Source organism: Nocardia sp. CA-128927 (assembly GCF_050955855.1).
Taxonomy (GTDB): Bacteria; Actinomycetota; Actinomycetes; order Mycobacteriales; family Mycobacteriaceae; genus Nocardia.
The window spans coordinates 8,171,463-8,192,303 of sequence record NZ_CP192087.1 but is presented as its reverse complement, the minus strand read 5'-3'; the positions used below and the strand labels follow the sequence as shown (position 1 = coordinate 8,192,303).

Annotated in this window: 22 protein-coding genes; 12 read left to right on the top strand and 10 right to left on the bottom strand. The window is 66.6% G+C overall.

Translation table 11 applies throughout. The features are described 5' to 3' along the window. Position 1 precedes the first annotated feature (1 nt). Positions 2–136: a hypothetical protein gene (locus ACQPW1_RS37900; protein WP_433657391.1), complete on the bottom strand. Its 135-nt coding sequence runs from the start codon at positions 134–136 to the stop codon at positions 2–4. 489 nt (positions 137–625) lie between these two features. Between ACQPW1_RS37900 and ACQPW1_RS37895 the strand changes: the two genes are divergently transcribed. The 3 genes from ACQPW1_RS37895 to ACQPW1_RS37885 all read left to right on the top strand — a co-directional run bounded on the left by ACQPW1_RS37895 (position 626) and on the right by ACQPW1_RS37885 (position 3,712). After that, a complete protein-coding gene (locus tag ACQPW1_RS37895) occupies positions 626–2,215 on the top strand; it encodes an N-acetylmuramoyl-L-alanine amidase (protein ID WP_433657389.1) in 1,590 nt (529 codons plus the stop codon). Positions 2,216–2,290: 75 nt separating this feature from the next. After that, entirely contained in the window at positions 2,291–3,334 is a 1,044-nt protein-coding gene (locus ACQPW1_RS37890) for a CobW family GTP-binding protein (protein ID WP_433665451.1), read from the top strand. A gap of 186 nt (positions 3,335–3,520) precedes the next feature. Then, positions 3,521–3,712 carry a hypothetical protein gene (locus ACQPW1_RS37885; protein ID WP_433657387.1) on the top strand — a complete coding sequence of 64 codons (192 nt, stop codon included), beginning with the start codon at positions 3,521–3,523 and terminating at the stop codon, positions 3,710–3,712. A gap of 4 nt (positions 3,713–3,716) precedes the next feature. Here ACQPW1_RS37885 and ACQPW1_RS37880 read toward each other — a convergent pair whose 3' ends face one another. From ACQPW1_RS37880 to ACQPW1_RS37865, 4 genes are all read right to left on the bottom strand, one after another. Further along, the gene (locus ACQPW1_RS37880; protein WP_433657386.1) at positions 3,717–4,724 is read right to left on the bottom strand and encodes an AraC family transcriptional regulator ligand-binding domain-containing protein; all 1,008 of its coding nucleotides are present in this window, start codon (positions 4,722–4,724) and stop codon (positions 3,717–3,719) included. An 89-nt stretch (positions 4,725–4,813) separates the two neighbouring features. Further along, positions 4,814–5,248: a molybdenum cofactor biosynthesis protein MoaE gene (locus ACQPW1_RS37875; protein ID WP_433657384.1), complete on the bottom strand. Its 435-nt coding sequence runs from the start codon at positions 5,246–5,248 to the stop codon at positions 4,814–4,816. Next, positions 5,235–6,326, bottom strand: a complete 1,092-nt coding sequence (gene moaCB / locus ACQPW1_RS37870; protein WP_433657382.1) for a bifunctional molybdenum cofactor biosynthesis protein MoaC/MoaB — start codon at positions 6,324–6,326, stop codon at positions 5,235–5,237. The genes ACQPW1_RS37875 and moaCB overlap by 14 nt, the downstream gene beginning before the upstream one ends. Positions 6,327–6,350: 24 nt before the next feature. Beyond that, positions 6,351–7,598, bottom strand: coding sequence for a molybdopterin molybdotransferase MoeA (locus ACQPW1_RS37865; protein WP_433657380.1), 1,248 nt, complete (start codon positions 7,596–7,598; stop codon positions 6,351–6,353). A 139-nt stretch (positions 7,599–7,737) separates the two neighbouring features. Between ACQPW1_RS37865 and moaA the strand changes: the two genes are divergently transcribed. The 5 genes from moaA (at position 7,738) to ACQPW1_RS37840 (ending at position 11,586) form a co-directional block, all read left to right on the top strand. Beyond that, entirely contained in the window at positions 7,738–8,796 is a 1,059-nt protein-coding gene (gene moaA / locus ACQPW1_RS37860) for a GTP 3',8-cyclase MoaA (RefSeq protein WP_433657379.1), read from the top strand. Next, entirely contained in the window at positions 8,789–9,031 is a 243-nt protein-coding gene (locus ACQPW1_RS37855; protein ID WP_433657377.1) for a MoaD/ThiS family protein, read from the top strand. Before moaA ends, ACQPW1_RS37855 begins: the two co-directional genes overlap by 8 nt. Positions 9,032–9,130: 99 nt before the next feature. Further along, positions 9,131–9,526, top strand: coding sequence for a DUF1003 domain-containing protein (locus ACQPW1_RS37850; RefSeq protein WP_433657375.1), 396 nt, complete (start codon positions 9,131–9,133; stop codon positions 9,524–9,526). Between the two features lie 96 nt (positions 9,527–9,622). Continuing rightward, positions 9,623–10,330, top strand: coding sequence for a YciI family protein (locus ACQPW1_RS37845; protein WP_433657373.1), 708 nt, complete (start codon positions 9,623–9,625; stop codon positions 10,328–10,330). Positions 10,331–10,332: 2 nt separating this feature from the next. Beyond that, the gene (locus tag ACQPW1_RS37840) at positions 10,333–11,586 is read left to right on the top strand and encodes an RNA polymerase sigma factor (RefSeq protein WP_433657372.1); all 1,254 of its coding nucleotides are present in this window, start codon (positions 10,333–10,335) and stop codon (positions 11,584–11,586) included. 8 nt (positions 11,587–11,594) lie between these two features. Here the strand turns inward: ACQPW1_RS37840 and nadE are convergent, their stop codons facing one another. Both nadE and ACQPW1_RS37830 read right to left on the bottom strand, forming a co-directional pair. After that, positions 11,595–12,422, bottom strand: a complete 828-nt coding sequence (nadE, locus tag ACQPW1_RS37835; protein WP_433657370.1) for an ammonia-dependent NAD(+) synthetase — start codon at positions 12,420–12,422, stop codon at positions 11,595–11,597. Between the two features lie 22 nt (positions 12,423–12,444). Next, positions 12,445–13,068 (bottom strand): TetR/AcrR family transcriptional regulator, encoded by a 624-nt coding sequence (locus ACQPW1_RS37830; protein ID WP_433657368.1) that lies wholly within the window; start codon positions 13,066–13,068, stop codon positions 12,445–12,447. 203 nt (positions 13,069–13,271) lie between these two features. Here ACQPW1_RS37830 and ACQPW1_RS37825 point away from each other — a divergent pair, with 203 nt between their 5' ends. From ACQPW1_RS37825 to nrdE, 4 genes are all read left to right on the top strand, one after another. Beyond that, entirely contained in the window at positions 13,272–13,841 is a 570-nt protein-coding gene (locus ACQPW1_RS37825; protein ID WP_433657366.1) for an NAD(P)H-dependent oxidoreductase, read from the top strand. A 413-nt stretch (positions 13,842–14,254) separates the two neighbouring features. Next, positions 14,255–14,488: a glutaredoxin-like protein NrdH gene (gene nrdH, locus ACQPW1_RS37820; RefSeq protein ID WP_150407919.1), complete on the top strand. Its 234-nt coding sequence runs from the start codon at positions 14,255–14,257 to the stop codon at positions 14,486–14,488. 39 nt (positions 14,489–14,527) lie between these two features. Then, complete coding sequence (gene nrdI, locus ACQPW1_RS37815; RefSeq protein ID WP_433657365.1) at positions 14,528–14,989, top strand: class Ib ribonucleoside-diphosphate reductase assembly flavoprotein NrdI; 462 nt, start codon at positions 14,528–14,530, stop codon at positions 14,987–14,989. A 38-nt stretch (positions 14,990–15,027) separates the two neighbouring features. Beyond that, positions 15,028–17,133: a class 1b ribonucleoside-diphosphate reductase subunit alpha gene (gene nrdE, locus ACQPW1_RS37810; RefSeq protein WP_433657363.1), complete on the top strand. Its 2,106-nt coding sequence runs from the start codon at positions 15,028–15,030 to the stop codon at positions 17,131–17,133. Between the two features lie 93 nt (positions 17,134–17,226). On the opposite strand, the gene sthA is transcribed toward nrdE, so the two are convergent. From sthA to ACQPW1_RS37795, 3 genes are all read right to left on the bottom strand, one after another. Next, positions 17,227–18,627, bottom strand: coding sequence for a Si-specific NAD(P)(+) transhydrogenase (sthA, locus tag ACQPW1_RS37805; protein ID WP_433657361.1), 1,401 nt, complete (start codon positions 18,625–18,627; stop codon positions 17,227–17,229). Positions 18,628–18,761: 134 nt separating this feature from the next. Further along, positions 18,762–19,754 (bottom strand): LLM class F420-dependent oxidoreductase, encoded by a 993-nt coding sequence (locus tag ACQPW1_RS37800; RefSeq protein ID WP_433657359.1) that lies wholly within the window; start codon positions 19,752–19,754, stop codon positions 18,762–18,764. 123 nt (positions 19,755–19,877) lie between these two features. Next, entirely contained in the window at positions 19,878–20,822 is a 945-nt protein-coding gene (locus ACQPW1_RS37795; protein WP_433657358.1) for a TauD/TfdA dioxygenase family protein, read from the bottom strand. Positions 20,823–20,841: the final 19 nt, after the last annotated feature.

Sequence of the window (20,841 nt, the reverse complement as noted above, 5' to 3'; positions counted from 1 at the left end):
ACTAGGAGATGCAACCTGCCTTGGAGATGCAGCCCGCCTTCGAGATGCACCCGTCCTTGGCCCCGGAATCCGAGTTCACGGCGACCCACTTGTCCCAGTTGGCGTCTTGCGCGAGGGTCTTGATCAGATCGTTCATGGAGTTATCCCTTCGATCGATGGAACCTGTCTGCACGCCCATGGTAAAGCATAAGTAAAGACATTGCCAGTGAATGGTCATGTGCGCACATCTGCGCGCCGGTATCCAAAACGTATGGTGGACTGCGTGATTGGGGTGGTCGTGCGGTCGTCGGGGTTCGCTCGACCGGCGAGATTGAGGCGGTGATCACAGTCGGGGCCGACGCGCGCGCAGTGCTGGCCCTGACGTAGGTGGCCGACCTGCGCCGCCGATGGCGAGTCGGCGACCGGCTGGGCGGGGCTGCGTGCGCTGGGCGATAGCGGGCTAGTCGAGGCGATGCGACGCCCGCCGTGCGATGCCTGAATTACCTGATGAACACGCCGCGCCAGCGGTAACGGTTGGATAACTGGACTTGCTATGCTGATACTCGCGTTGTGAGAGTGAACCACTGGGTTTGGTGTTACTAATGGGAAGGGAGGGGTGCCCAGTTCCCCGGGGCACCGACCGAACATGAAGCCAAGCATCATCAGGGCCGGAATCTGTTCTGCCGTCACGGCCGCGGTTACGGTGACGATGTCCGGGTTGGTTCCCGTCACCGCTACGGCCGCTCCGGCGGAGCCGGACCTGGCGACCAAGCTCGCGGGCAAGACGGTGTTCGTCGATCCGGGTCATCAGGGGTCCGCGCATGCCGAGAACGTGGCCAAGCAGGTCAGCGACGGTCGTGGCGGCATGAAGGACTGCCAGACCACCGGCATGGTCACCGTGAACGGGGTGCCCGAGCACACCATCAACTGGAATGTGGCGCAGTTGGTGAAGACCGCGCTGGAGGAGTTCGGCGCGAAGGTCGTATTGAGTCGCCAGGATGATCAGGGCTGGGGCGGTTGTATCGATGATCGCGCCAGGGCCGCGAACGAGTCCGGTGCTGCCGTCGCGGTGAGTATTCACGCCGACAGTGCGCCCGCCGACCAGCGTGGCTTCCATCTGATCGTGCCGGAGTTGCCGATTCCCGACGCGACGGTCAACGCGATCCAGTCCAATGCCGGGTTGGCCGCGTCGACCGCGATGCGTGACGCCTACCTGCAGGCCGGGTTCGTGCCCGCGAAGTACGCGAGTGCGGATGGTTTGCAGCCGCGCAAGGACATCGCCGGGCCCGCGCTCACCGCTGTGCCGGATGTGTTCGTCGAGATGGGCAACGGTGCCAATGCCGAGGATGCCGCGGTGTTGGAGAGCAAGGAAGGTCAGCTCAAGCATGCCGTCACCATCACCACCGGGCTGGTGGGTTATCTGCTCGGGCCGCAATCGGTGACGCCGAACGTGACGGGCGAGCAGCCCGCCGCCGCGCCGATGCCGCAGCAGCATCCCGCGTCGATCGAACCGCAGGCGAGTGCTCCGGCAGTGTCCGCGCCGCAGCCCGCGGCGGTCGTGCCGCCCGCGCAGTCGGCACCGCAGGCGCAAGCCGTACCGCAGGCGAATTCGGCGCCGTTGCAGCTGCATCCGGCGTCGACCGAAGCGCCTGCGGGTGCAGCGGCACCGCAGGCGCTGAACGCGCCCCAGTTGCAGCCGTATCCGGCCTCGATCGAACCGCCTGCGGGTGCAGCGGCACCGCAGGCGCTGAACGCGCCCCAGTTGCAGCCGTATCCGGCCTCGACCGAGCCACCGGCCGGTGCCGCTGCGCCGCAGGTACAAGCCGTACCGCAGTCGAATTCGCCGCAGTTGCAGCCGTATCCGGCGTCGACTGAACCGCCCGCAGGCGCAGCGGCTCCGCAGGTACAAGCCGCACCACAGGGCCAGCTCGCACCGCAGGGCCAGTCCTCACCATTCACCCCACAAACGCAGACCGACCCAGGCACCGCGACATGGCCGGGCACCCAGCAGTCACCGACCACACCCGGCACCCAGCAGAGCCCCACCCTGCCGGGCACCAAAGTCCCGTCCGATGAGTCGAGTGACATGTCGTCCGTCCGCGAGATCATGGACATGGTGCTGACCCTGCTGATGCCGCTGGCCAAGTCATTCGGCGTGGACAACAACCTGGTCACCGCCGAACTGATCAACATCGCCTACGCGTTGGCGGCCAAGTTCATCGCCCCCGCCAAATAGCACCCGCACCAGCACCGAACGTCACCCTCGACGAGGGTGACGTTCGGCTTTTCCGGCGCCATTGTGCCGCCCAGTATGGTGGTCGGCGTGGCTGACCGGATTCCTGTTGTGATCGTCGCGGGTTTTCTCGGTTCCGGGAAAACAACGCTGCTCAACCACCTGTTGCGCAACAGTCGAGGCACTCGAATCGGCGTGGTTGTCAACGACTTCGGCGCGATCAATATCGACTCGATGCTGGTCGCCGGGCAGGTCGACGCCATGGTGTCGCTCGGCAACGGCTGTGTCTGTTGCGCCGTCGACGTCAGCGAGTTGGACGAGCTGTTCACCCGGCTCGCGCAGCCGCGCGCCAAGATCGACGTGATCGTGGTGGAGGCGAGCGGCCTCGCGGAGCCGCGCAATCTCATCCGGATGGTGGTGGGCAGCGACAATCCGCGCATCCGTTATGGCGGCCTGGTCGAGGTGGTCGATGCCGAGCAGTTCCCGGCGAGCAGCGCGCTCCATCCCGAGCTGACCACGCATCTGCGGCTGGCCGATCTGGTGGTGGTCAACAAGGCCGACCGGGTGCCGGACGCGCAGCTGAGCGCGTTGCGGCAGGACATCGCGGAGCTGATCGGCCAGGTGCCGGTGTACGCGACCACGCACGGCCGCCTCGAGCCCGGCCTGCTGTTCGACGAACCGCTGCGCGAAACACCGTCGGTAGCAGAGCAATTGAGCTTCGACGAGCTACTCGACCATCATGATCACGACCATGCCGAGCACCGTCATCTGCACGACGACTACCTCAGCGTCTCCTTTACCAGCGAGCAGCCGCTGGACCCGCGCGGGTTGATCGGTTTCCTGGAGGACCCGCCGCCCGGCCTGTTCCGCGCCAAGGGCTTCGCCGCCTTCGCCGTCGCGGACGAGCGCCGCAAGTTCGTGCTGCACCTGGTCGGCCGCCACCTGGTGTTCGAGCCGGCGAACTGGGCGCGCGGCGAATCCCGCACCACCCAGCTGGTGCTGATCGGCGCGGGCCTGGACGCCGAGGTGGCAACCAAGCGTTTGCAGGACACCGTGCACCTCGACGATGACCCGCTCGACCCGCAATCCATGCTCGGCGTGTGGCGCTACACGCCGCACTAACGGATGAGTTTGGCGCGTTCGGCCCGAAAATGGCGCGTTCAGTGCTAGCGGCGGCGTCGGGCGGACATGAGGCTGTCCTGGTGCCCGCCGCGTCGGCACGTGCGCAATGGTGCGAACAGGCCGCGCGTGGTGTCGGGTCGGCGCACCGATTCATCCGTTTCGTTCAGCGACCGATGGGAGTTTTCCGTGTCAGATTCGCAGAAGAGCGCCACCGCGTACGTGATCGAAGTGCTGGAGGCCAAGGGCACCGCCACGCGCTACGATTTCGACGTTCCCGGCATTGTGGCCGAATCACACGCGATTGCCAACGGCTGGAATTTCCGCACCATCGAGGGCACCACGTTCTGGGGGATCGTGGCGCGTTTCCTCAAACCGTGAGGTCTCAGTCGAAGCGGGCGGACTGTCGCCCGCGATTCGTCAGGGACCACCGCCGGGCCGCGCGGCGCATCGAGCCCGCGTCGGAGTAGCCGAGCAGTTCGGCCTGCCGTGTTCTGCTCAGCGGCCCGCCGGACGTTGCCTGGCTGAGCCGGGCCGTGCGCGCCCGATCCAGTTCCTGCCGCCACGTGGTGCCCGCCTCCATCAAACGACGTTGCAGCGTGCGTGGGCTGGTGGCTAGCCTGCGCGCCACCTGATCGAGCGAGACGTCGCCGGTCTCCAACGCGTCGGCCAGTGCGGCCGCGACCCGCTCCGGCCAGGCGGTGGCCAGCGGCGGCGGTGGCGGCAAGGCCTCGGCGAGCGGTTGCAGTATCGCGGCGAGCATCGGATCGCTGGTGGTCAGCGGCAGATCCATGTCCGCGGCGCGGAAGACCATCGCGTCCACCGGGGCGTCGAATTCGATGGCGGTGGTGCCGAACACCTCGACGAACGTCGCCAGCTTGGTCGGCGGCGATTGACGCAACGAGACCCGCAGCGGGACAACCGGCTCGCTGACCACCCGCCTGGCCCGGCTGAGCACGGCGGCCAGGCCCCACAGCTGGGTGAGATCGCGGCCACGGCCCTCGCCCCGGATCATGTCGAGGTAGAGGGTCACCTCCCCGTCGCGCTCGGCGACCAGGTCGAAGCGGTGGTTGGTGGTGACCGCGCTGACGTACGGCCCGCAGGTGGCCAGGCCCGCGCCGAGCGTCGACGCGGTGGAGAACAGGTAGTCGTACAGGCCGAGGGTGGGCAGTTGGTAGCGGCGGGCCACGTTCAGCGCGACGTCCGGATCGCCGAGCCCGTGCTCGCCGAGTTCCCACAGCCGGGAGAAGGTGTGGCTGGGCAGGTGCACGTCGTCGCCGGCCATTGTCCACTCGGGCAGCCCGGTCTCGCGGATCAGTCGCTCACGATCGAGACCGGCCGCGCTGAGCTGAGAGATGACGAACCGGTACAGCAAAACCTGATCGGTACCCATCGCATCCTCCCGCGCCTCCGGCGAACTGCGTGTGCGGAAACGCTATCTTCGGCGTGTTGATTCGTCATAGGGTTCGCGTCACAGATTGGTTAACCGCAGGCATTGACCCATTCGGACAATCCGTCGGCGAACAACTGTCTCTTCCAGATCGGAACCTCGTGCTTGATCTGGTCCACCAGTGCGGCGCAGGCGGTGAACGCCTCGGCACGGTGCGCGGCGGCGACCGCGACGACGATCGCGTCGTCGCCGATGGTCAACTTGCCGATCCGGTGCACGGCGGCGACCGGCAGGCCCGCGGATTCGGCCAGCTCGGCGCACACCTTGTGCAGGAAGCGCTCGGCCTCCGGATGCGCCGAGTACTCCAGTGCCGAAACGGCCTGTCCGCCATCGTGATCGCGGACCTTGCCGGTGAACACCACGACGGCGCCGTAGTGCGGCCCGGTCACCGCGGCCTCGACCGCGGCGGCGTCGAGCGGCTGGTCGCTGATCCGGGCCAGCCGGACGGTGGGTTCAGTTGTTGTCATGGCTTCCGCCTCCGGCTACTTGCGCGAGCAGATGGTCGAGCAGCGGTTCGAGCACCGCCATGCCGTCCTTGACGCCGCCGGGGGAGCCCGGCAGGTTCACCACCACGGATCGTCCGGCCAGCCCGGCCACGCCGCGGCTCAGGGCGGCCAGGGGGAACTTCGCGGTGCCGCGCTGGCGGATCGCCTCGGCGACGCCGGGCAGTTCGCGGGTCAGCACGGCGAGGGTGGCTTCGGGGGTGGCATCGGTGGGGGAGGCGCCGGTGCCGCCGGTGCTGATTACCAGCGACGGTTCGAGGCGCAGTGCGTCGGCCAGTCCGACGGTGATGTCGGCGTCCGCGTAGACCAGCGGTCCGCGTACCGAAAAGCCCAGACCGGCAAGCCATTCCGTCAGGACGGGGCCGGTGGTGTCGATGCGGGTGCCTGCGGCGGCACCGGTCGAGGCGACGACGACAACCGCGGAATAGGTGTTCGAAACAGGCTCTGGCGCAGCATTATTCGCCGTACCTTCGCTTACATGGGAGGTCGAATCAGCGGCGGATTCCGTTGCGGCCTCGCTGGCATGAGCGGCGGATTCCGTTGCGGCGCTGACCTCGTGGACGTGTCCCGCAGCGGGCCGCACCCAATGTCCTTGCTTGCCACCCTCTTTCGTGAGCAACCGCACCCCATTGAGCGTCGCCGCCGGATCGACCGCCTTCACCATGTCGTGCAGGGTCAACCCGGCGACCGCGACCGCGGTCAGCGCTTCCATCTCGACTCCGGTGGGCCCCTTGGTCTTCGCGGTGGCCTCGATGGTGATGGTGTCCTCGGTGAAGCCGAATTCGACCTGCACCGAGGACAACGCGAGCTGATGACACAGCGGGATCAGCTCCGAGGTCTTCTTCGCGCCGGCGATGCCCGCGATGCGTGCGGTGGACAGCACGTCGGCCTTGGGCATGTCGTCGGCCCGCACCAGCGCGACCACCTCGGCGGTGGTCAGCAGCTCACCCCCGGCCACCGCGATGCGGGTGGTGTCGGACTTGGCGCTGACATCGACCATGCGGGCGCGGCCCTCGCCGTCCACATGGGACAACTCACTCATCGAATACTCCTGGGACAGGGCGGATCACAGCGCCCACACTCGGACAACGGCACCCGCGGGCAGCGAGGTCACCTCGGCGGGAATATCGATCAACACGTCCGCCCACGCCATGCTCGCGACGAGATGGGAACCAGGCCCGGACACCACCTCCACCGCCTCCGGATGCCGGTGCAGCGCAGGCAGATCGCCGTGCTTCGCGCGAATCAGCTTGCCGCGCAAGAACTGTCGCTTGCTCTGCGGGGAACGTGCCACCTCGTTGCGTAGCGGCAGTTCGTAGATATCGACATGCGGCAGTCCGGCGAGGCCGCGCAGGATCGGCCGGGTGAACACCTCGAACGACACCATGGTGCTGACCGGATTGCCGGGGAAGCTGAGCACCGGGACACCGTCGATCACGGTCAGACCCTGCGGCCCGCCGGGCTGCATGGCGACCGGCCCGAACGTGCCGCCGAGCGGCCCGAGAACGTCCTTGACCACCTCGAAGTCACCCTTGGACACCCCGCCGGAGGTGAACACGACATCCGCGGCTCGGGTCGCGTCCGCCAGCAGCTTGCGGAACTGAGTGGGATCGTCGGTGCTGTGCGCCACCGAGACGACGCTGACCCCGTTCGCGGTGAGCGCGGCGGCCAGCGCGATGCCGTTGGAGTTGTAGATCTGCCCGGGGCGCAAGGTGCTGCCTGCCGGAACGAGTTCGTCGCCGGTCGTGATGACCGCCGCCCGGACCGTGCGGAACACCGGCACGGTCGGCAACCCCACCGCGGCGAGCGCCGCGATGTGCCGTGGCTCGAGCGTGGTGCCCGCGTGCACCAGCAGATCGCCGGCCCGCACATCGGTGCCCGCCTCGCGCACGAATTCGCCTGCGCTGCGGCCGCGTTCGATGGTCACGGTGCCGTTGTCGGCGTGCACGTCCTCCACCGGAACCACGCAGTCCGCGCCGGGCGGGATCGGCGCGCCGGTCATCACCTTGATCGCGGCGCCGGGCGGCAGCGGAGTCTGGCCGGCATTGCCCGCCGCGACGACACCGGCCAGCCGCAGCGTCACCGGCGCGACCACCACCGACGCCGAGCGCACCGCGTACCCGTCCATCGCCGAATTGCGGAACACCGGCAGATCGACCGGGGAGCGGAGGTCGTCGGCGAGCTGCCGACCCAGCGCGTCCGGCACCGAGACGGATTCGACCGAGCGCGCGGCCAGCGGCCGCAACAGCTGTTCGATGCTGTCTCGGTAGTCGTCGACGGGCCGGGCCGAGACGCTGGCGGGCCGAGGGTTCATGTGAGCCAGCCTAACGTCCGCTGATCGTGCTCAATCGGCCGTCTGGCTTGTGTGAACCTCACAATCTCGCGGCGCGCGCGGTGCGTGATTCCGTACCTTCTGCGACTGACCAACGACGGACGGAGGTCATAATGGACAGGTGACTCTGGTCGAGATGGGGATTCCTGCCGTGCGTTCCGGGCGTCCCTCGCTCGACGGGCGCCCCGATACGCCATTCCTGCTGGACCGATTCGGGCGCGTGGCTCGCGATTTGCGCGTCTCGATCACCGAGAAGTGCTCGTTGCGCTGCACGTATTGCATGCCCGAGGAGGGCCTGCCCGCGATTCCGCACCACGAACTGCTGACCGTCGACGAGATCGTGCGCCTGGTGACGTTGGCGGTGCGCGAGCTCGGGGTGGAGGAGGTCCGGTTCACCGGCGGTGAGCCGTTGATGCGGCGCGATCTCGAACGGATCATCGCGGGCTGTCACGAACAGGTGCCGGACACGCCGCTGGCGATGACGACCAATGGCGTCGGACTCGAGCATCGCGCCCACGCGCTCGCCGCGGCCGGGCTGAGCCGGGTGAACGTCTCGCTGGACACCGTCGACCGTGCCGGATTCGCGAAGCTGACCCGGCGCGATCGGCTCGACTCCGCGTTGGCAGGCATTCGTGCCGCCCGCGACGCCGGGCTGGCCCCGGTCAAGGTGAACGCCGTCCTCATGCGCGAAACCCTGTCCGGCGCCACGGATCTGCTGCAGTGGTGTCTGGACGAGGCGTGCGCGCTGCGGTTCATCGAGGAGATGCCGCTCGATGCCGACCACGAATGGGCCCGCGCCAACATGGTCGCCGCCGCCGAATTGCTCGAGGTGCTCGGTGCCCGCTTCGAGCTGACCGCGGCGGGCCGCGACGATCCCTCGGCTCCGGCGGAGAAGTGGCTGGTCGACGGCGGTCCCGCGACCGTCGGCATCATCGCGTCGGTCACCCGCAAGTTCTGCGACACCTGCGATCGCACCCGCCTCACCGCCGACGGCATGCTCCGCTCCTGCCTGTTCAGCGACCAGGAGTACGACCTGCGCCAGGTGCTGCGCTCCGGCGCCGACGACGCCGAACTGGCCACGCTGTGGCGCGGCGCGATGTGGAACAAGTGGGCGGGCCACGGCATCGACATCGAGGGCTTCGTCCCGCCGGAACGCACGATGGGAGCCATCGGTGGTTGAGATCCGCTACTTCGCCGCCATCGCCGACGCCGTCGGCAAGGACCGCGAGACCCTCGACCTCCCGGTCGGCGCCACCGTCGCCGACCTGCGCTCCACGCTGTCCGCCTCGTACGGCCCCAACCTCGACAAGATGCTGTCGGTCTGCGCCTACCTCGTCGGCGACGAGCTGACGCGCGACCCGCACACCGCGTTGACGCCCCGGGTGGACGTGCTCCCGCCGTTCGCGGGCGGCTGAGCTGGGCGCGTTGCGGTCCTAGGTTTCGGTCATGGCCCGCGATAGCGGGTTAGCATCGGCGCGCCAACGCCTTTCGCCGCGCGAGGAGACCGATCGGACATGCCCCAGCCGTCGCAGTTCCTGCAACATCCCGCCATCCTGAAACAGCAGGAGATCCGGGCGGCCAGTCTGCAACTTCGGCTGGCCGACGCCATCACCAAGTTCGCCGGATCCATGCAATTCGTCTATATCCACGCGGTGCTGTTCGTCGTGTGGATGGTGTGGTGCGAGTCGAACCCCTGGCCCACCTTGACCCTGGTCGTCTCGCTCGAGGCGATCTTCCTGTCGACCTTCGTGATGATCGGCCAGAACCGCCAAGCCCAGTTCCAGCAGATCAAGGCCGACCACGACTTCTCCCAGCAGGAACTCGAGCTCAAGACCAACACCGAGCTGACCAGGGCGATCCACGCGATGACCACCGAACTACTGCGCCGAGATCACGCGAAACCGGAGTAGAAATAGTTTCGCGGCGGTGTGGATATAGCCGTGTGTTGTTCGTCGTCTGGGTAAGGAAGGGTGACGGACTCTTCCATTCGAGGAAGGTTGGCGACCATGCACTACTTGGCGACGATTGTGGGAAGCGGGCAGGGCGCCCAGCCGGGGAGTCCGGAGTTCGCCGCGGGGGTGGCGAAGTACGCGGCATTCCAGGAGTCGGCAGGCGCGGCGATCGCGGGTGGTGCGGCGCTGTTCCCGTCGGCCACGGCGGTCAATGTCCGGCACAGCGGCGATCGGATGCTGGTAACCGACGGGCCGTTCACCGAGCAGGCCGAGGTGGTCACCGGGTTCTATGTGTTCGACGCGAAGGATCTGGATGAGGCGATCCAGCTCGCTCGCCAGGTTCCGGCGGCCGCGCGCGGTGCGGTCGAGGTGCGTCCGATGGTGATGTGGTCGCCGCACGACGTGCCCGCCGCCGACTGGTGGGTCGCGCTGCTGTGGGAGCCGCAGCCGGACGTGATCGCGCCGGGCACCCCGGAGTGGGACGCGATGATCGTCCGACACGGGGAGTTCGCGGAGAAGGTCGGCGACGCGATCCGGGGCGGCGGGGCATTGCAGCCACCGGCGACGGCGACGACCGTCCGGGTACGCGACGAGAAACTGCTGCTCACCGACGGTCCGTTCACCGAGGGCGCCGAGGTGGTCGACGGACTGTACGTCTTCACGGCGGCCAGTCCGGCCGAGGCCACGGAGATCGCGGCCCAGATTCCGCGGGGCCCGCAGGGACGCTCGGAGGTACGCCGCATCGTCGACGTCGGCTTCTGACGATGACTGGCCCGGCCGTCTCGATCGACGGTATCTACCGCGCCGAGTTCGGCCGGGCCCTCGCCACCGTCGCCCGGCTGGTCGGCGATATCGGGCTGGCCGAGGACGCGGTGCAGGAGGCGTTCACCGACGCCCTGCGCACCTGGCCGGACCGCGGTGTGCCGTCGAATCCGGGTGCCTGGATCACCACCGCGGCCCGCAATCGCGCACTGGACCGGCTGCGGCGCGAGTCGGCCAGGGGCGGCAAGGAGCAGGACGCCGTGCTGCTGATCGCGCCGAACGAGGAGGCCGACGTGTCGCCGGTATCGGACGACCAACTGCGCATGATCTTCACCTGCTGTCATCCGGCGCTGTCGCCGGAGTCCCAGGTGGCGCTGACGCTGCGGTTGGTGTGTGGGTTGCGGACCTCGGAGATCGCCAGGGCCTTCTTGCAGCCGGAACATACAGTGGCGCAACGGCTTACCCGCGCGAAGGCGAAGATCCGGGAGGCGGGCATTCCGCTGCGGGTGCCGCCCGCGCCGCTGCTGGCGGAGCGCCTGCCCGCGGTGCTGGCGTGCATCTATCTGGTCTTCACCGAAGGCTACTTCGCTACTTCCGGACCGACTGTGGTCCGGGATGAGCTGTGCGACGAGGCAATTCGGCTCGGCAAGTTGTTGTGCGGGTTGTTGCCGGATGAGCCGGAGGCGCGGGCGTTGCTCGCGCTGATGCTGCTCAACGACAGCCGTCGCGCCCAACGCCGCAGTGCGGAAGGGGAATTGGTGCCGATCGAGGAACAGGATCGGGCCGCGTGGAATCGGCCGCAGATCGAGGCGGGGTTGCGGTGTCTGATCTCCGCCGCTGCGGACGGATCCGGGCCTTATCTCGCTCAGGCGCGCATCGCCGCCGCTCATGCCATGGCCGCAACGTGGGAGCAAACGGATTGGGCTGCAATAGTTTCCGGTTACGACGAGCTGCTCATGTACTCCGACTCGCCGATGGTTGTGGTGAACCGCGCGATCGCCGTGGGGTTCTTACGGGGCTTCGACAACGGGCTCGCCGCCCTCGATGAAGTCGCCGACCACCCGCGCTTGGCCGCGTCGCATCTCGTCGCCGCGACCCGGGCCGACCTGCTCCGGCGCGCCGGACGCTACACGGAATCCGCAGCGCACTACCGCATCGCGCTCGATCGCACGCCCAACGAGCAGGTCCGCCGTTTCCTGTCCCGGCGCCTCGTGCAGGTAGAAGCTGCTGCGGGACAGGATCTTACGAAGCCATAGAGCGACACTCAGTCGCGCCACCAGGTATCGAGCGGGGTCACCGGAACGGCCCGCTTGTGCCGGGTGTTCAGATAGATGGACTCGATCCGCTCGGCGACCTCGGCGGTGACGTCCTTGCCCTCGAGGTAGTCGTCGATCTCGCGGTAGGTCAGGCCGAGCGCTTCCTCGTCGGGCAGCGCGGGCCGGTCGTCCTCCAGGTCGGCGGTGGGCACCTTCGACCAGATGCTTTCCGGCGCACCCAATTCCTGCAGCAGCGCCGCGCCCTGATGCTTGGTCAGGCCGGTCAGTGGGGTGAGGTCGACGCCGCCGTCGCCGTACTTGGTGAAGAAGCCGGTGACCGCCTCCGCCGCGTGGTCGGTGCCGACGACGAGCATGTTCTCCTGACCCGCGAGCGCGTACTGGATCACCATCCGCTCACGCGCCTTGATATTGCCGCGCACGAAATCACGTAGCTTGTCGATCTTCAGCGCGGACGCCACCTCACCCGCGGTCGCGTTCGCACTCGGGCGGACATTCACCGACACCGTCTTGTCCGGCTGGATGAAACGTAGCGCCGCGCGCGCGTCGGCCTCATCGGACTGCACGCCATAGGGCAGCCGTACGGCGATGAACGTCGCGTCCACGCCCTCCGCGCGCAGTTCCTCCGCGGCCAGCTGACACAACCGCCCGGTCAGTGAGCTATCCTGCCCGCCGCTGATGCCGAGCACGAAACCCTTTGCGGGAGTGGCGTTCAGATACTCCTTGAGGAAATCGATCCGGCGCCGTACCTCGTTCTTCGGCTCGATGCTCGGTTGAACGCCCAACTCGGTGATGATCTGTTCGCGCAGGTTCCGCATGGCAGCCCACTTTACTGTCGATTCACCGCGAAACAACGCGACGAACGATTGCTTCCCAGTTGTCCCCGATCTGATCGCGGGTATACCCCTGCTCGCGCATCTGATGCATGACCAGCGCGGCACTGAGCGTGCCGAGCAGACTGTCCGCGACCAACGGGATATCGCCGGGCAACTGCGCCTGCCGCAGCAACATCGACACGTGCGCCTTGAGCAACCGGTACGGCGCGCCCGAGTAGCGGTCGGCCGCCTCGCCGACCTCCGCGGCGCGATACAACTCGCCCTCCACATCGATATCGAGCAGCCGCGCCCGGCCGAACGCGACGAGCCGATCCACCGGCGCCGCCCCGGGCCCCAGCGGCGGCGGCCCGAACATGAAGGCCTCCTGGGCCTTGCGTTCTGAGTGATCCAGCAGCGCCATCAGCAGCCCGGACCGGCTGCCGAACCGGCGGAAGACGGTGCCCTTGCCGACCCCGGCCCGCTTGGCCAGCGCGTCCATGGTGAGGCTGTCGACCCCCTGCTCGCGCACCAGTTGTTGCGCGGCGTCCAGCAGCAACTGTCTGTTGCGTGCCGCGTCGGCGCGTTCGGTGGGTTCGGACGTGCCGGGTAGCGGCGCGCCGATGCCGAGCAGTGGACGCTCCCCGGGCATGGGGAGATCCGATGTGGGGTAGCTCACAGCACTCACGCAATCTCCGCGGGAAGTAATCGGACCACGGTCCAGTTAGTCATCAGTGAAAGTTCGGACACCACACACTCAGTACACCAGGAGTCGTCATGAGCGAGCGCAGTGAGCGAATCATTAGTACAGCGCCTTTGGCGAATGCCGGAGCCGAGCGCCAGCGAGGCGCAGGTATGAGCCAGACCCGCATCCTCGCTCTCGTCGGTAGCCTCCGCGCCGCGTCCATCAACCGGCAGCTTGCCGAGACGGCCGCGCAGACGGCTCCGGAGGGTGTCGAGATCACCCTCTACGAGGGCCTCGCCGACATTCCTTTCTACAACGAAGACCTCGATGTCGAGGGTGCCGTGCCCGCCGCGGCGCAGGCGCTGCGCGACGCGGTCGCCGCATCCGACGGCCTGCTCGTCGTAACCCCGGAGTACAACGGCACCCTGCCCGGCGTGTTGAAGAACGCCATCGACTGGGCCTCCCGTCCGTACGGCGCCGGTGCGATCAAGGCCAAGCCGACCGCGGTGGTCAGCGCGTCGATCAGCCCGAACGCCGCGCAGTGGGCACACGGTGACGCGGTCAAGTCGCTCGGCGTGGCCGGTGCCCGCGTGGTGGAATCCGCACACCTGCACTTCGCCACGATCGGCGAGCGGTTCGGCGCGACACACCCGCGCGAGGATGCCGAAGCGCTCACCAAGCTGGCCGCCACCGTGCACGAGCTGGTCCAGGCCACTCGGGGCGAATTCGCCGCCGTGTAAGCTTCCGGTCCGGTCTTCTCGAGGGTCATCTCCGCGCGGCGGAGGTGACCCTCTTCGTCTGTTCAGGGAGTTTGCTGGAAATCAGCTACGGTACGAAATTGTGATCTGCACCACGGTCGTGTCGGGTTGCGAATCGAGCGTCCAGGTACTTACGACGTTCGAATTCCATCAATGTGACTCGCAACATGTCGTGTTGGATGAATCTGTCGGCCACTAGGTGTAGTGTCTTCGGTACTGGAAGACGGCAAGGCACCCCGCTCTGCGAAATCCAGCCCGAAGGGGCTGAGCAGGGGATTCGAGTCCAGATCCAGGAGTTTGCGCAGCAAGGTCGGAACGTGCATCGCTAGGTCGCTCGAACGATCGGCATACGGATCACAGGCTGTGGATCAGGCACAAGGAGAAGAGGGATACCAATGACCGTCACCGTGTACACCAAGCCCGCTTGCGTCCAGTGCAATGCCACCTACAAGGCCCTCGACAAGGTCGGGGTGGACTACGAGGTGATCGACATCTCCGAGAACGACGAGGCACGTGACTACGTCATGGCCCTCGGCTACCTGCAGGCTCCGGTCGTCGTGGCCGGTGAGGACCACTGGTCCGGCTTCCGCCCCGACCGCATCAAGTCGCTCGCCACCGTGGCGGCCTGACCGCTTCCACTTCCGTTCCTCCGAGAGGAGAGGGTGACCGTGTCCGAACAGGCCGCGCTCGTCTACTTCTCCAGCGCCTCGGAGAACACGCATCGCTTCGTCGAGAAGCTGGGCCTCCCGGCAGCTCGCATTCCACTGCACACCGCCGATTCGCTGCGCGTCGACGAACCCTTCGTGCTGATCGTCCCCACCTACGGGGGCGGTCGGCACGTCCTGGGTGGGAACAGATCCGACAAGGATTTCGTGCCGCGGCAAGTCGCCAAGTTCCTCAACGATCCGCACAACCGCGCTCTGCTGCGCGGGGTGGTCGCGGCGGGAAACACGAACTTCGGCGATACCTACTGCTATGCGGGAGACGTGATCTCGCGTAAATGCGGGGTGCCGTACCTGTATCGCTTCGAACTCATGGGAACCGCCGAGGACGTCGAGCGCGTCCGAGAGGGATTGGGATTGTTTTGGCAACAACAACGACAGCGCCGGCCGGAAAAACGGCTCGCTTAGAGCAGTCTTCCGCCCGCGGTGCGGACGCCACCGAGGTCATGGACTACCACGCCCTCAACGCGATGCTGAACCTGTACGGTCCGAACGGCGAGATCCAGTTCGACAAGGACCGCGAGGCCGCGCATCAGTACTTCCTGCAGCACGTCAACCAGAACACCGTCTTCTTCCACAACCTGGACGAGAAGCTGGACTACCTGGTCGACGAGAAGTACTACGAGCCGGAGGTGCTGAACCAGTACAGCCGCCCGTTCATCAAGCAGCTGTTCCAGCAGGCGTACGCCAAGAAGTTCCGGTTCCCCACCTTCCTCGGCGCGTTCAAGTACTACACCTCGTACACGCTGAAGACGTTCGACGGCAAGCGCTACCTGGAGCGGTTCGAGGACCGCGTCTGCATGGTCGCGCTCACCCTCGCCGCCGGTGACGAGGTACTCGCGGGCAAGCTCGTCGACGAGATCATCGACGGCCGCTTCCAGCCCGCCACCCCGACCTTCCTCAACTCGGGCAAGAAGCAGCGCGGCGAGCCGGTGTCCTGCTTCCTGCTGCGCATCGAGGACAACATGGAGTCCATCGGGCGCTCCATCAACTCCGCGCTGCAGCTGTCCAAGCGCGGCGGCGGTGTCGCGCTGCTGCTCAGCAACATTCGCGAGCACGGCGCGCCGATCAAGCAGATCGAGAACCAGAGCTCGGGTGTCATCCCGATCATGAAGCTGCTGGAGGACTCGTTCTCCTACGCCAACCAGCTCGGTGCGCGTCAGGGCGCGGGCGCGGTGTATCTGCACGCGCACCACCCGGACATCTACCGGTTCCTGGACACCAAGCGGGAGAACGCGGACGAGAAGATCCGCATCAAGACCCTCTCGCTCGGCGTGGTGATCCCCGACATCACCTTCGAGCTGGCGAAGAAGAACGAGGACATGTACCTGTTCTCGCCGTACGACGTGGAACGCATCTACGGCGTGCCGTTCGCCGACATCGACGTCACCGAGAAGTACTACGAGATGGTCGACGACAAGCGGATCCGCAAGTCGAAGATCAAGGCGCGTGAGTTCTTCCAGACCATCGCCGAGCTGCAGTTCGAATCCGGTTACCCGTACATCATGTTCGAGGACACGGTGAACCGGGCCAACCCGATCGCGGGCAAGATCACCCACTCGAACCTGTGCTCGGAGATCCTGCAGGTGTCGACGCCGTCGGTGTTCAACGACGACCTGTCCTACGCCAAGGTCGGCAAGGACATCTCGTGCAATCTCGGGTCGCTCAACATCGCCAAGGCGATGGACTCACCCGACTTCGCGCAGACCATCGAGACGTCCATCCGGGCGCTCACCGCGGTGTCCGATCAGACGCACATCTACTCGGTGCCCTCGATCGAGCAGGGCAACAACGAGTCGCACGCGATCGGCCTCGGCCAGATGAACCTGCACGGGTACCTGGCCCGCGAGCGGGTGCACTACGGGTCCGAAGAGGGCATCGACTTCACCAACATCTACTTCTACACCGTTGTCTACCACGCGATTCGGGCGTCGAACCTGATCGCGAAGGAGCGCGGCAGCTACTTCGGCGGCTTCCCCGAATCCAAGTACGCCAGCGGCGAGTACTTCGACAAGTACACCGAGCAGGCGTGGGAGCCGAAGACCGAACGGGTGGCGCAGCTCTTCGCCGACGCCGAGGTGAAGATCCCGACCCAGGACGACTGGCGCGAGCTCAAGGCCTCGGTCATGGAGCACGGCATCTACAACCAGAACCTGCAGGCCGTCCCGCCGACCGGCTCGATCTCCTACATCAACCACTCCACCAGCTCTATCCACCCGGTGGCGTCGAAAATCGAGATCCGCAAGGAAGGCAAGATCGGCCGCGTCTACTACCCGGCCCCTTACCTCGACAACGACAACCTCGAGTACTACGACGACGCCTACGAAATCGGCTACGAGAAGATCATCGACACCTACGCGGCCGCCACCCAGCACGTAGACCAGGGCCTGTCCCTGACGTTGTTCTTCAAGGACACCGCCTCCACCCGCGACCTCAACCGCGCCCAGATCTACGCCTGGCGCAAGGGCATCAAAACCCTCTACTACATCCGCCTCCGCCAAATGGCCCTGGAGGGAACCGAAGTCGAGGGTTGCGTGTCCTGCATGCTGTAGGAACACCTTTCACGAAAACCTCAGTGCAGATGCTGCACTGAGGTTTTCGTGTTTCACGCCGCAAAGCGTCAGCGCTTGCCGTGCGTGCCCTGATCAGTCCATGCGCTCGATCTGGCGGATCTTGTTCATTGCGTCCAAGGCGGCGACCTTGTAGGACTCGGCGAGGGTCGGGTAGTTGAATACCGCGTCCACCAGGTAGTCGACTGTGCCGCCGCAGCCCATTACGGCTTGGCCGATGTGTACGAGTTCGGTTGCGCCGGTGCCGAATACGTGGACGCCGAGCAGGGATCGGTTCTCGCAGGAGACGAGTAGTTTGAGGACACCGTAGGAGTCGCCGATGATCTGGCCCCTGGCCAGTTCGCGATAGCGGGAGACGCCGACCTCGAACGGAATTCGGGCCGCGGTGAGCTCGTCCTCGGTTTTGCCGATGAAGCTGATCTCCGGAATCGTGTAGATGCCGATCGGCTGCAACGACGAAAGTGCCTGCACCGGTTCGCCGCACGCGTGGTGCGCGGCCAGTCGGCCCTGCTCCATCGAGGTCGCGGCCAGCGCGGGGAACCCGATGACGTCGCCGACCGCGTAGATGTGCGGTACCTCGGTGCGGAAGAACTCGTCCACCTCGATCCGGCCGCGTTTGTCCGCGCTGAGTCCGGCCTTCTCCAGCCGCAGGCTCGCGGTCATGCCCTGCCTGCCCGCGGAATACATGACCACCTCGGCCGGAATCTTCTTGCCGCTGGCCATGATTGCGATGGCACCGCGCGGGTGCCGCTCGACCGCGGTGACCGTCTCCTGGAAGCGGAAGGTGACCGCGAGATCACGCAGGTGGTACTTGAGCGCCTCGACCACCTCGATATCGCAGAAGTCCAGCATCCGTTCCCGCGATTCCACCACGGTCACCTTGCAGCCGAGCGCCGCGAACATGGAGGCGTATTCGATGCCGATCACCCCGGCGCCGACCACGATCATCGACTGCGGCACCCGTTCCAGATCCAGGATGTCGTCGGAGTCGATGATGGTCTTGCCGTCGAAGTCCACCGTGTCCGGCCGGGCCGGCTGGGTGCCGGTGGCGATCACGATCTTGTCCGCGGTCACCTTGGTCTCCTGACCGGTGCCGTCGATCACCTCGATGGTGTGTTCGTCCACGAAGGCGCCGAGGCCGGGCAACATCGCAACCCGATTGCGGGAGAGCTGATTACGGACGACGTCGACCTCGCGGCCGATCACGTGCTGTGCGCGGGAGAGCAGATCGGCGACGGTGATGTCGTCCTTCACCCGATAGCTCTGGCCGTACATCTCGCGCTGGCTCAGCCCGGTCAGATAGAGCACCGCCTCGCGCAGCGTCTTCGACGGAATGGTGCCGGTATTGATACACACCCCGCCGACCATGTCCCGCCGCTCCACCACCGCGGACCGTTTGCCCAGTTTCGCGGTGGCGATCGCCGCCTTCTGGCCGCCGGGACCGGACCCGAGAACCAGCACGTCGAAGTCGTACATCCGCCAAGTCTGACAGTGGAATATGAAATCCACGGTCGCTTCGGGTAACCGATCGAGCGAACATCGGAAACCGGTGGTGGCGGGTCGAAACGCGGGCGGGTGGTCGCGGATCGGCGACCACCCGTTCCGCGGATTCAGGCGAGGGCCGGGGCTACTTCTTTCTCGAAGAGCTCGATGCCCGATGTGTCGTAGGCGGCCTCGGGGAAGTTGAAGATGGCGTAGCCGAGGCCGAGTTCGCGGATGGGGGTGATGCGTTCGATGATCTGTTCCGGGGTGCCGACCGCGAACGACGGGCGGAACATGTTGTCGACGTAGGTCTTGGCGGGGTCGTCGCCGATGACCGACGCCAGTTTGGCCTGGATCGCCGAAAGGCGTTCTTCGACTTCGGCTTCGGTGGACCCGATCACCGCGTTGAAGTTCGCGGAGCGCACGATGGCGTCGAAATCGGTGCCGACATCGGCGCAGTGGGCGCGCAGGATCTCGGACTTGGCCGCGAACTCGTCCGGCGCGCCGCTGAAGTTGGTGTACTGGGCGTACTTCGCCGCGATCTTCAACGTCTTCTTCTCACCGCCGCCAGCCACCCAGATCGGAATCCCGCCCTCCTGCAACGGAAGCGGCCGCACGATGGCACCGTCGACCTGGTAGTGCTTACCGTCCAGGGTGGCCTTGCCCTCGGTCCACGCCTGCCGGAAGATCTGCACGCCCTCGTCGAGCCGGGCCAACCGCTCGCCCGCCGGCGGGAAACCGTAACCGTAAGCGCGCCATTCGTGTTCGTACCAGCCGCCGCCGATGCCCATCTCGACCCGGCCGCCCGAGATCAGGTCGACGGTCGCCGCGACCTTCGCCAGGTAGGCCGGATTGCGGTAGCTCATCGCGGTGCACATCTGCCCGAGCCGGATCCGCGAGGTGGACGCCGCGAACGCCGACATGAGCGTCCACGCCTCGTGCGTCGCCTCCTCGGTCGGCTCCGGGACGGTGTGGAAGTGGTCGTACACCCACAGGGACTCCCAGGTGTCACTGGCATCCGCGCGTTGCGCGAGATCCCGCATCACCCGCCACTGGTCCGCCGGGTCGATGCCGACCAGGTCGAGCCGCCAGCCCTGCGGGATGAAGATGCCGAAGCGCACAGATTTCTCCTTCGTGTGTTTGCCCCAAACCTAGTCAATCATCCCGTGATGGGCTGATCGTGGTATGGCGGCAGCGCAGTGCCCGGCCGAGCCTGGCCCGGCCGGGCACCTACCTGTCTACTCCTAAGCGCCGGTGAACTGCGCCCCGGCGATGGACGTGGACGGCGCACCGTCCACGCCGACCGGGATATCACCCTCCAGCGTCGTGCGATACAGCACCCGGGTGACGTCGAGATGATCGAGATCGCTGGGTGCGAGATGCGCCGTCACCCGGTTGTCCCAGAACGCGATGCTGCCTGCCGCCCAGCGGAACCGGACGGTGTAGGCGGGGTTGGCCACCTCGTCGAACAGCAGCTTCAACAGCGCGTCGCTCTGGTTGGGGCTCAACCCGACGATCCGGGTGGTGAAGCCCGGATTGACGAACAGCGCCCGCTCGCCGGTCACCGGGTGCACCCGGACCACCGGATGCTCGGTCACCAACGGCGCGGCGGCCACCTTCTTGGCGTAATCGCTGTCCTCGTGCCAGACCGGCCTGCGCCCGCCGAACCGGTGCTCGGCACGCAGCCCCTCCACGAAACGCTGCAACGACTCCGGCAGGTTCTCGTAGGCGGCAACCAGATTCGTCCAGCCGGTGTCGCCGCCCTGCGCGGGCGCGATCTCGGCGCGCAGGATCGAGGCGGCAGGCGGGTTGATCAGCGGCGAGACATCGGTGTGCCAGAAGTTGGTGTAGCTGAACTTCCTTACACCGAACCGCTTTTCGTACAACCGGCTGTCCACGGCGAGGATCTCCGGGAACTCGGTCGGCGCGTCGGCATCGTAGGGATGCGACGGGGTGACCGCGCCGAAGCGCCGGGAGAAGGCGATCTGCTCTGCGTGCCCGATGTGCTGGTCGCGGAAGAACAGCACCTTGTGCTTGTGCAGCGCGGCGGTGACCTGCTCGACCTGCTGGTCGGTCAGCGTTTCGCGCAGATCGACACCGGAGATGTCGGCGCCGATGTAACCGGCGACCGGGGTGACTTGCAGGGTGTCCGTGGTGGCGATCGTGGATGGTTCGTGCACCGTGGTCATGGGGACCTCGCTAGTGAAA

Excerpts from the sequence above, each read along its gene's own strand:
- ACQPW1_RS37895 (WP_433657389.1), top strand. The coding sequence starts at position 626 with ATGAAGCCAAGCATCATCAGGGCCGGAATCTGTTCTGCCGTCACGGCC.
- ACQPW1_RS37825 (WP_433657366.1), top strand. The coding sequence starts at position 13,272 with ATGAGCCAGACCCGCATCCTCGCTCTCGTCGGTAGCCTCCGCGCCGCG.
- ACQPW1_RS37830 (WP_433657368.1), bottom strand. The coding sequence starts at position 13,068 with ATGCCCGGGGAGCGTCCACTGCTCGGCATCGGCGCGCCGCTACCCGGC.
- ACQPW1_RS37890 (WP_433665451.1), top strand. The coding sequence starts at position 2,291 with ATGGTGGTCGGCGTGGCTGACCGGATTCCTGTTGTGATCGTCGCGGGT.
- ACQPW1_RS37865 (WP_433657380.1), bottom strand. The coding sequence starts at position 7,598 with ATGAACCCTCGGCCCGCCAGCGTCTCGGCCCGGCCCGTCGACGACTAC.
- ACQPW1_RS37875 (WP_433657384.1), bottom strand. The coding sequence starts at position 5,248 with ATGACAACAACTGAACCCACCGTCCGGCTGGCCCGGATCAGCGACCAG.
- ACQPW1_RS37900 (WP_433657391.1), bottom strand. The coding sequence starts at position 136 with ATGAACGATCTGATCAAGACCCTCGCGCAAGACGCCAACTGGGACAAG.
- nrdE (WP_433657363.1), top strand. The coding sequence starts at position 15,028 with ATGGACTACCACGCCCTCAACGCGATGCTGAACCTGTACGGTCCGAAC.
- nrdH (WP_150407919.1), top strand. The coding sequence starts at position 14,255 with ATGACCGTCACCGTGTACACCAAGCCCGCTTGCGTCCAGTGCAATGCC.
- ACQPW1_RS37850 (WP_433657375.1), top strand. The coding sequence starts at position 9,131 with ATGCCCCAGCCGTCGCAGTTCCTGCAACATCCCGCCATCCTGAAACAG.
- moaCB (WP_433657382.1), bottom strand. The coding sequence starts at position 6,326 with ATGAGTGAGTTGTCCCATGTGGACGGCGAGGGCCGCGCCCGCATGGTC.
- ACQPW1_RS37840 (WP_433657372.1), top strand. The coding sequence starts at position 10,333 with ATGACTGGCCCGGCCGTCTCGATCGACGGTATCTACCGCGCCGAGTTC.
- ACQPW1_RS37795 (WP_433657358.1), bottom strand. The coding sequence starts at position 20,822 with ATGACCACGGTGCACGAACCATCCACGATCGCCACCACGGACACCCTG.
- ACQPW1_RS37845 (WP_433657373.1), top strand. The coding sequence starts at position 9,623 with ATGCACTACTTGGCGACGATTGTGGGAAGCGGGCAGGGCGCCCAGCCG.
- ACQPW1_RS37880 (WP_433657386.1), bottom strand. The coding sequence starts at position 4,724 with ATGGGTACCGATCAGGTTTTGCTGTACCGGTTCGTCATCTCTCAGCTC.
- sthA (WP_433657361.1), bottom strand. The coding sequence starts at position 18,627 with ATGTACGACTTCGACGTGCTGGTTCTCGGGTCCGGTCCCGGCGGCCAG.
- nadE (WP_433657370.1), bottom strand. The coding sequence starts at position 12,422 with ATGCGGAACCTGCGCGAACAGATCATCACCGAGTTGGGCGTTCAACCG.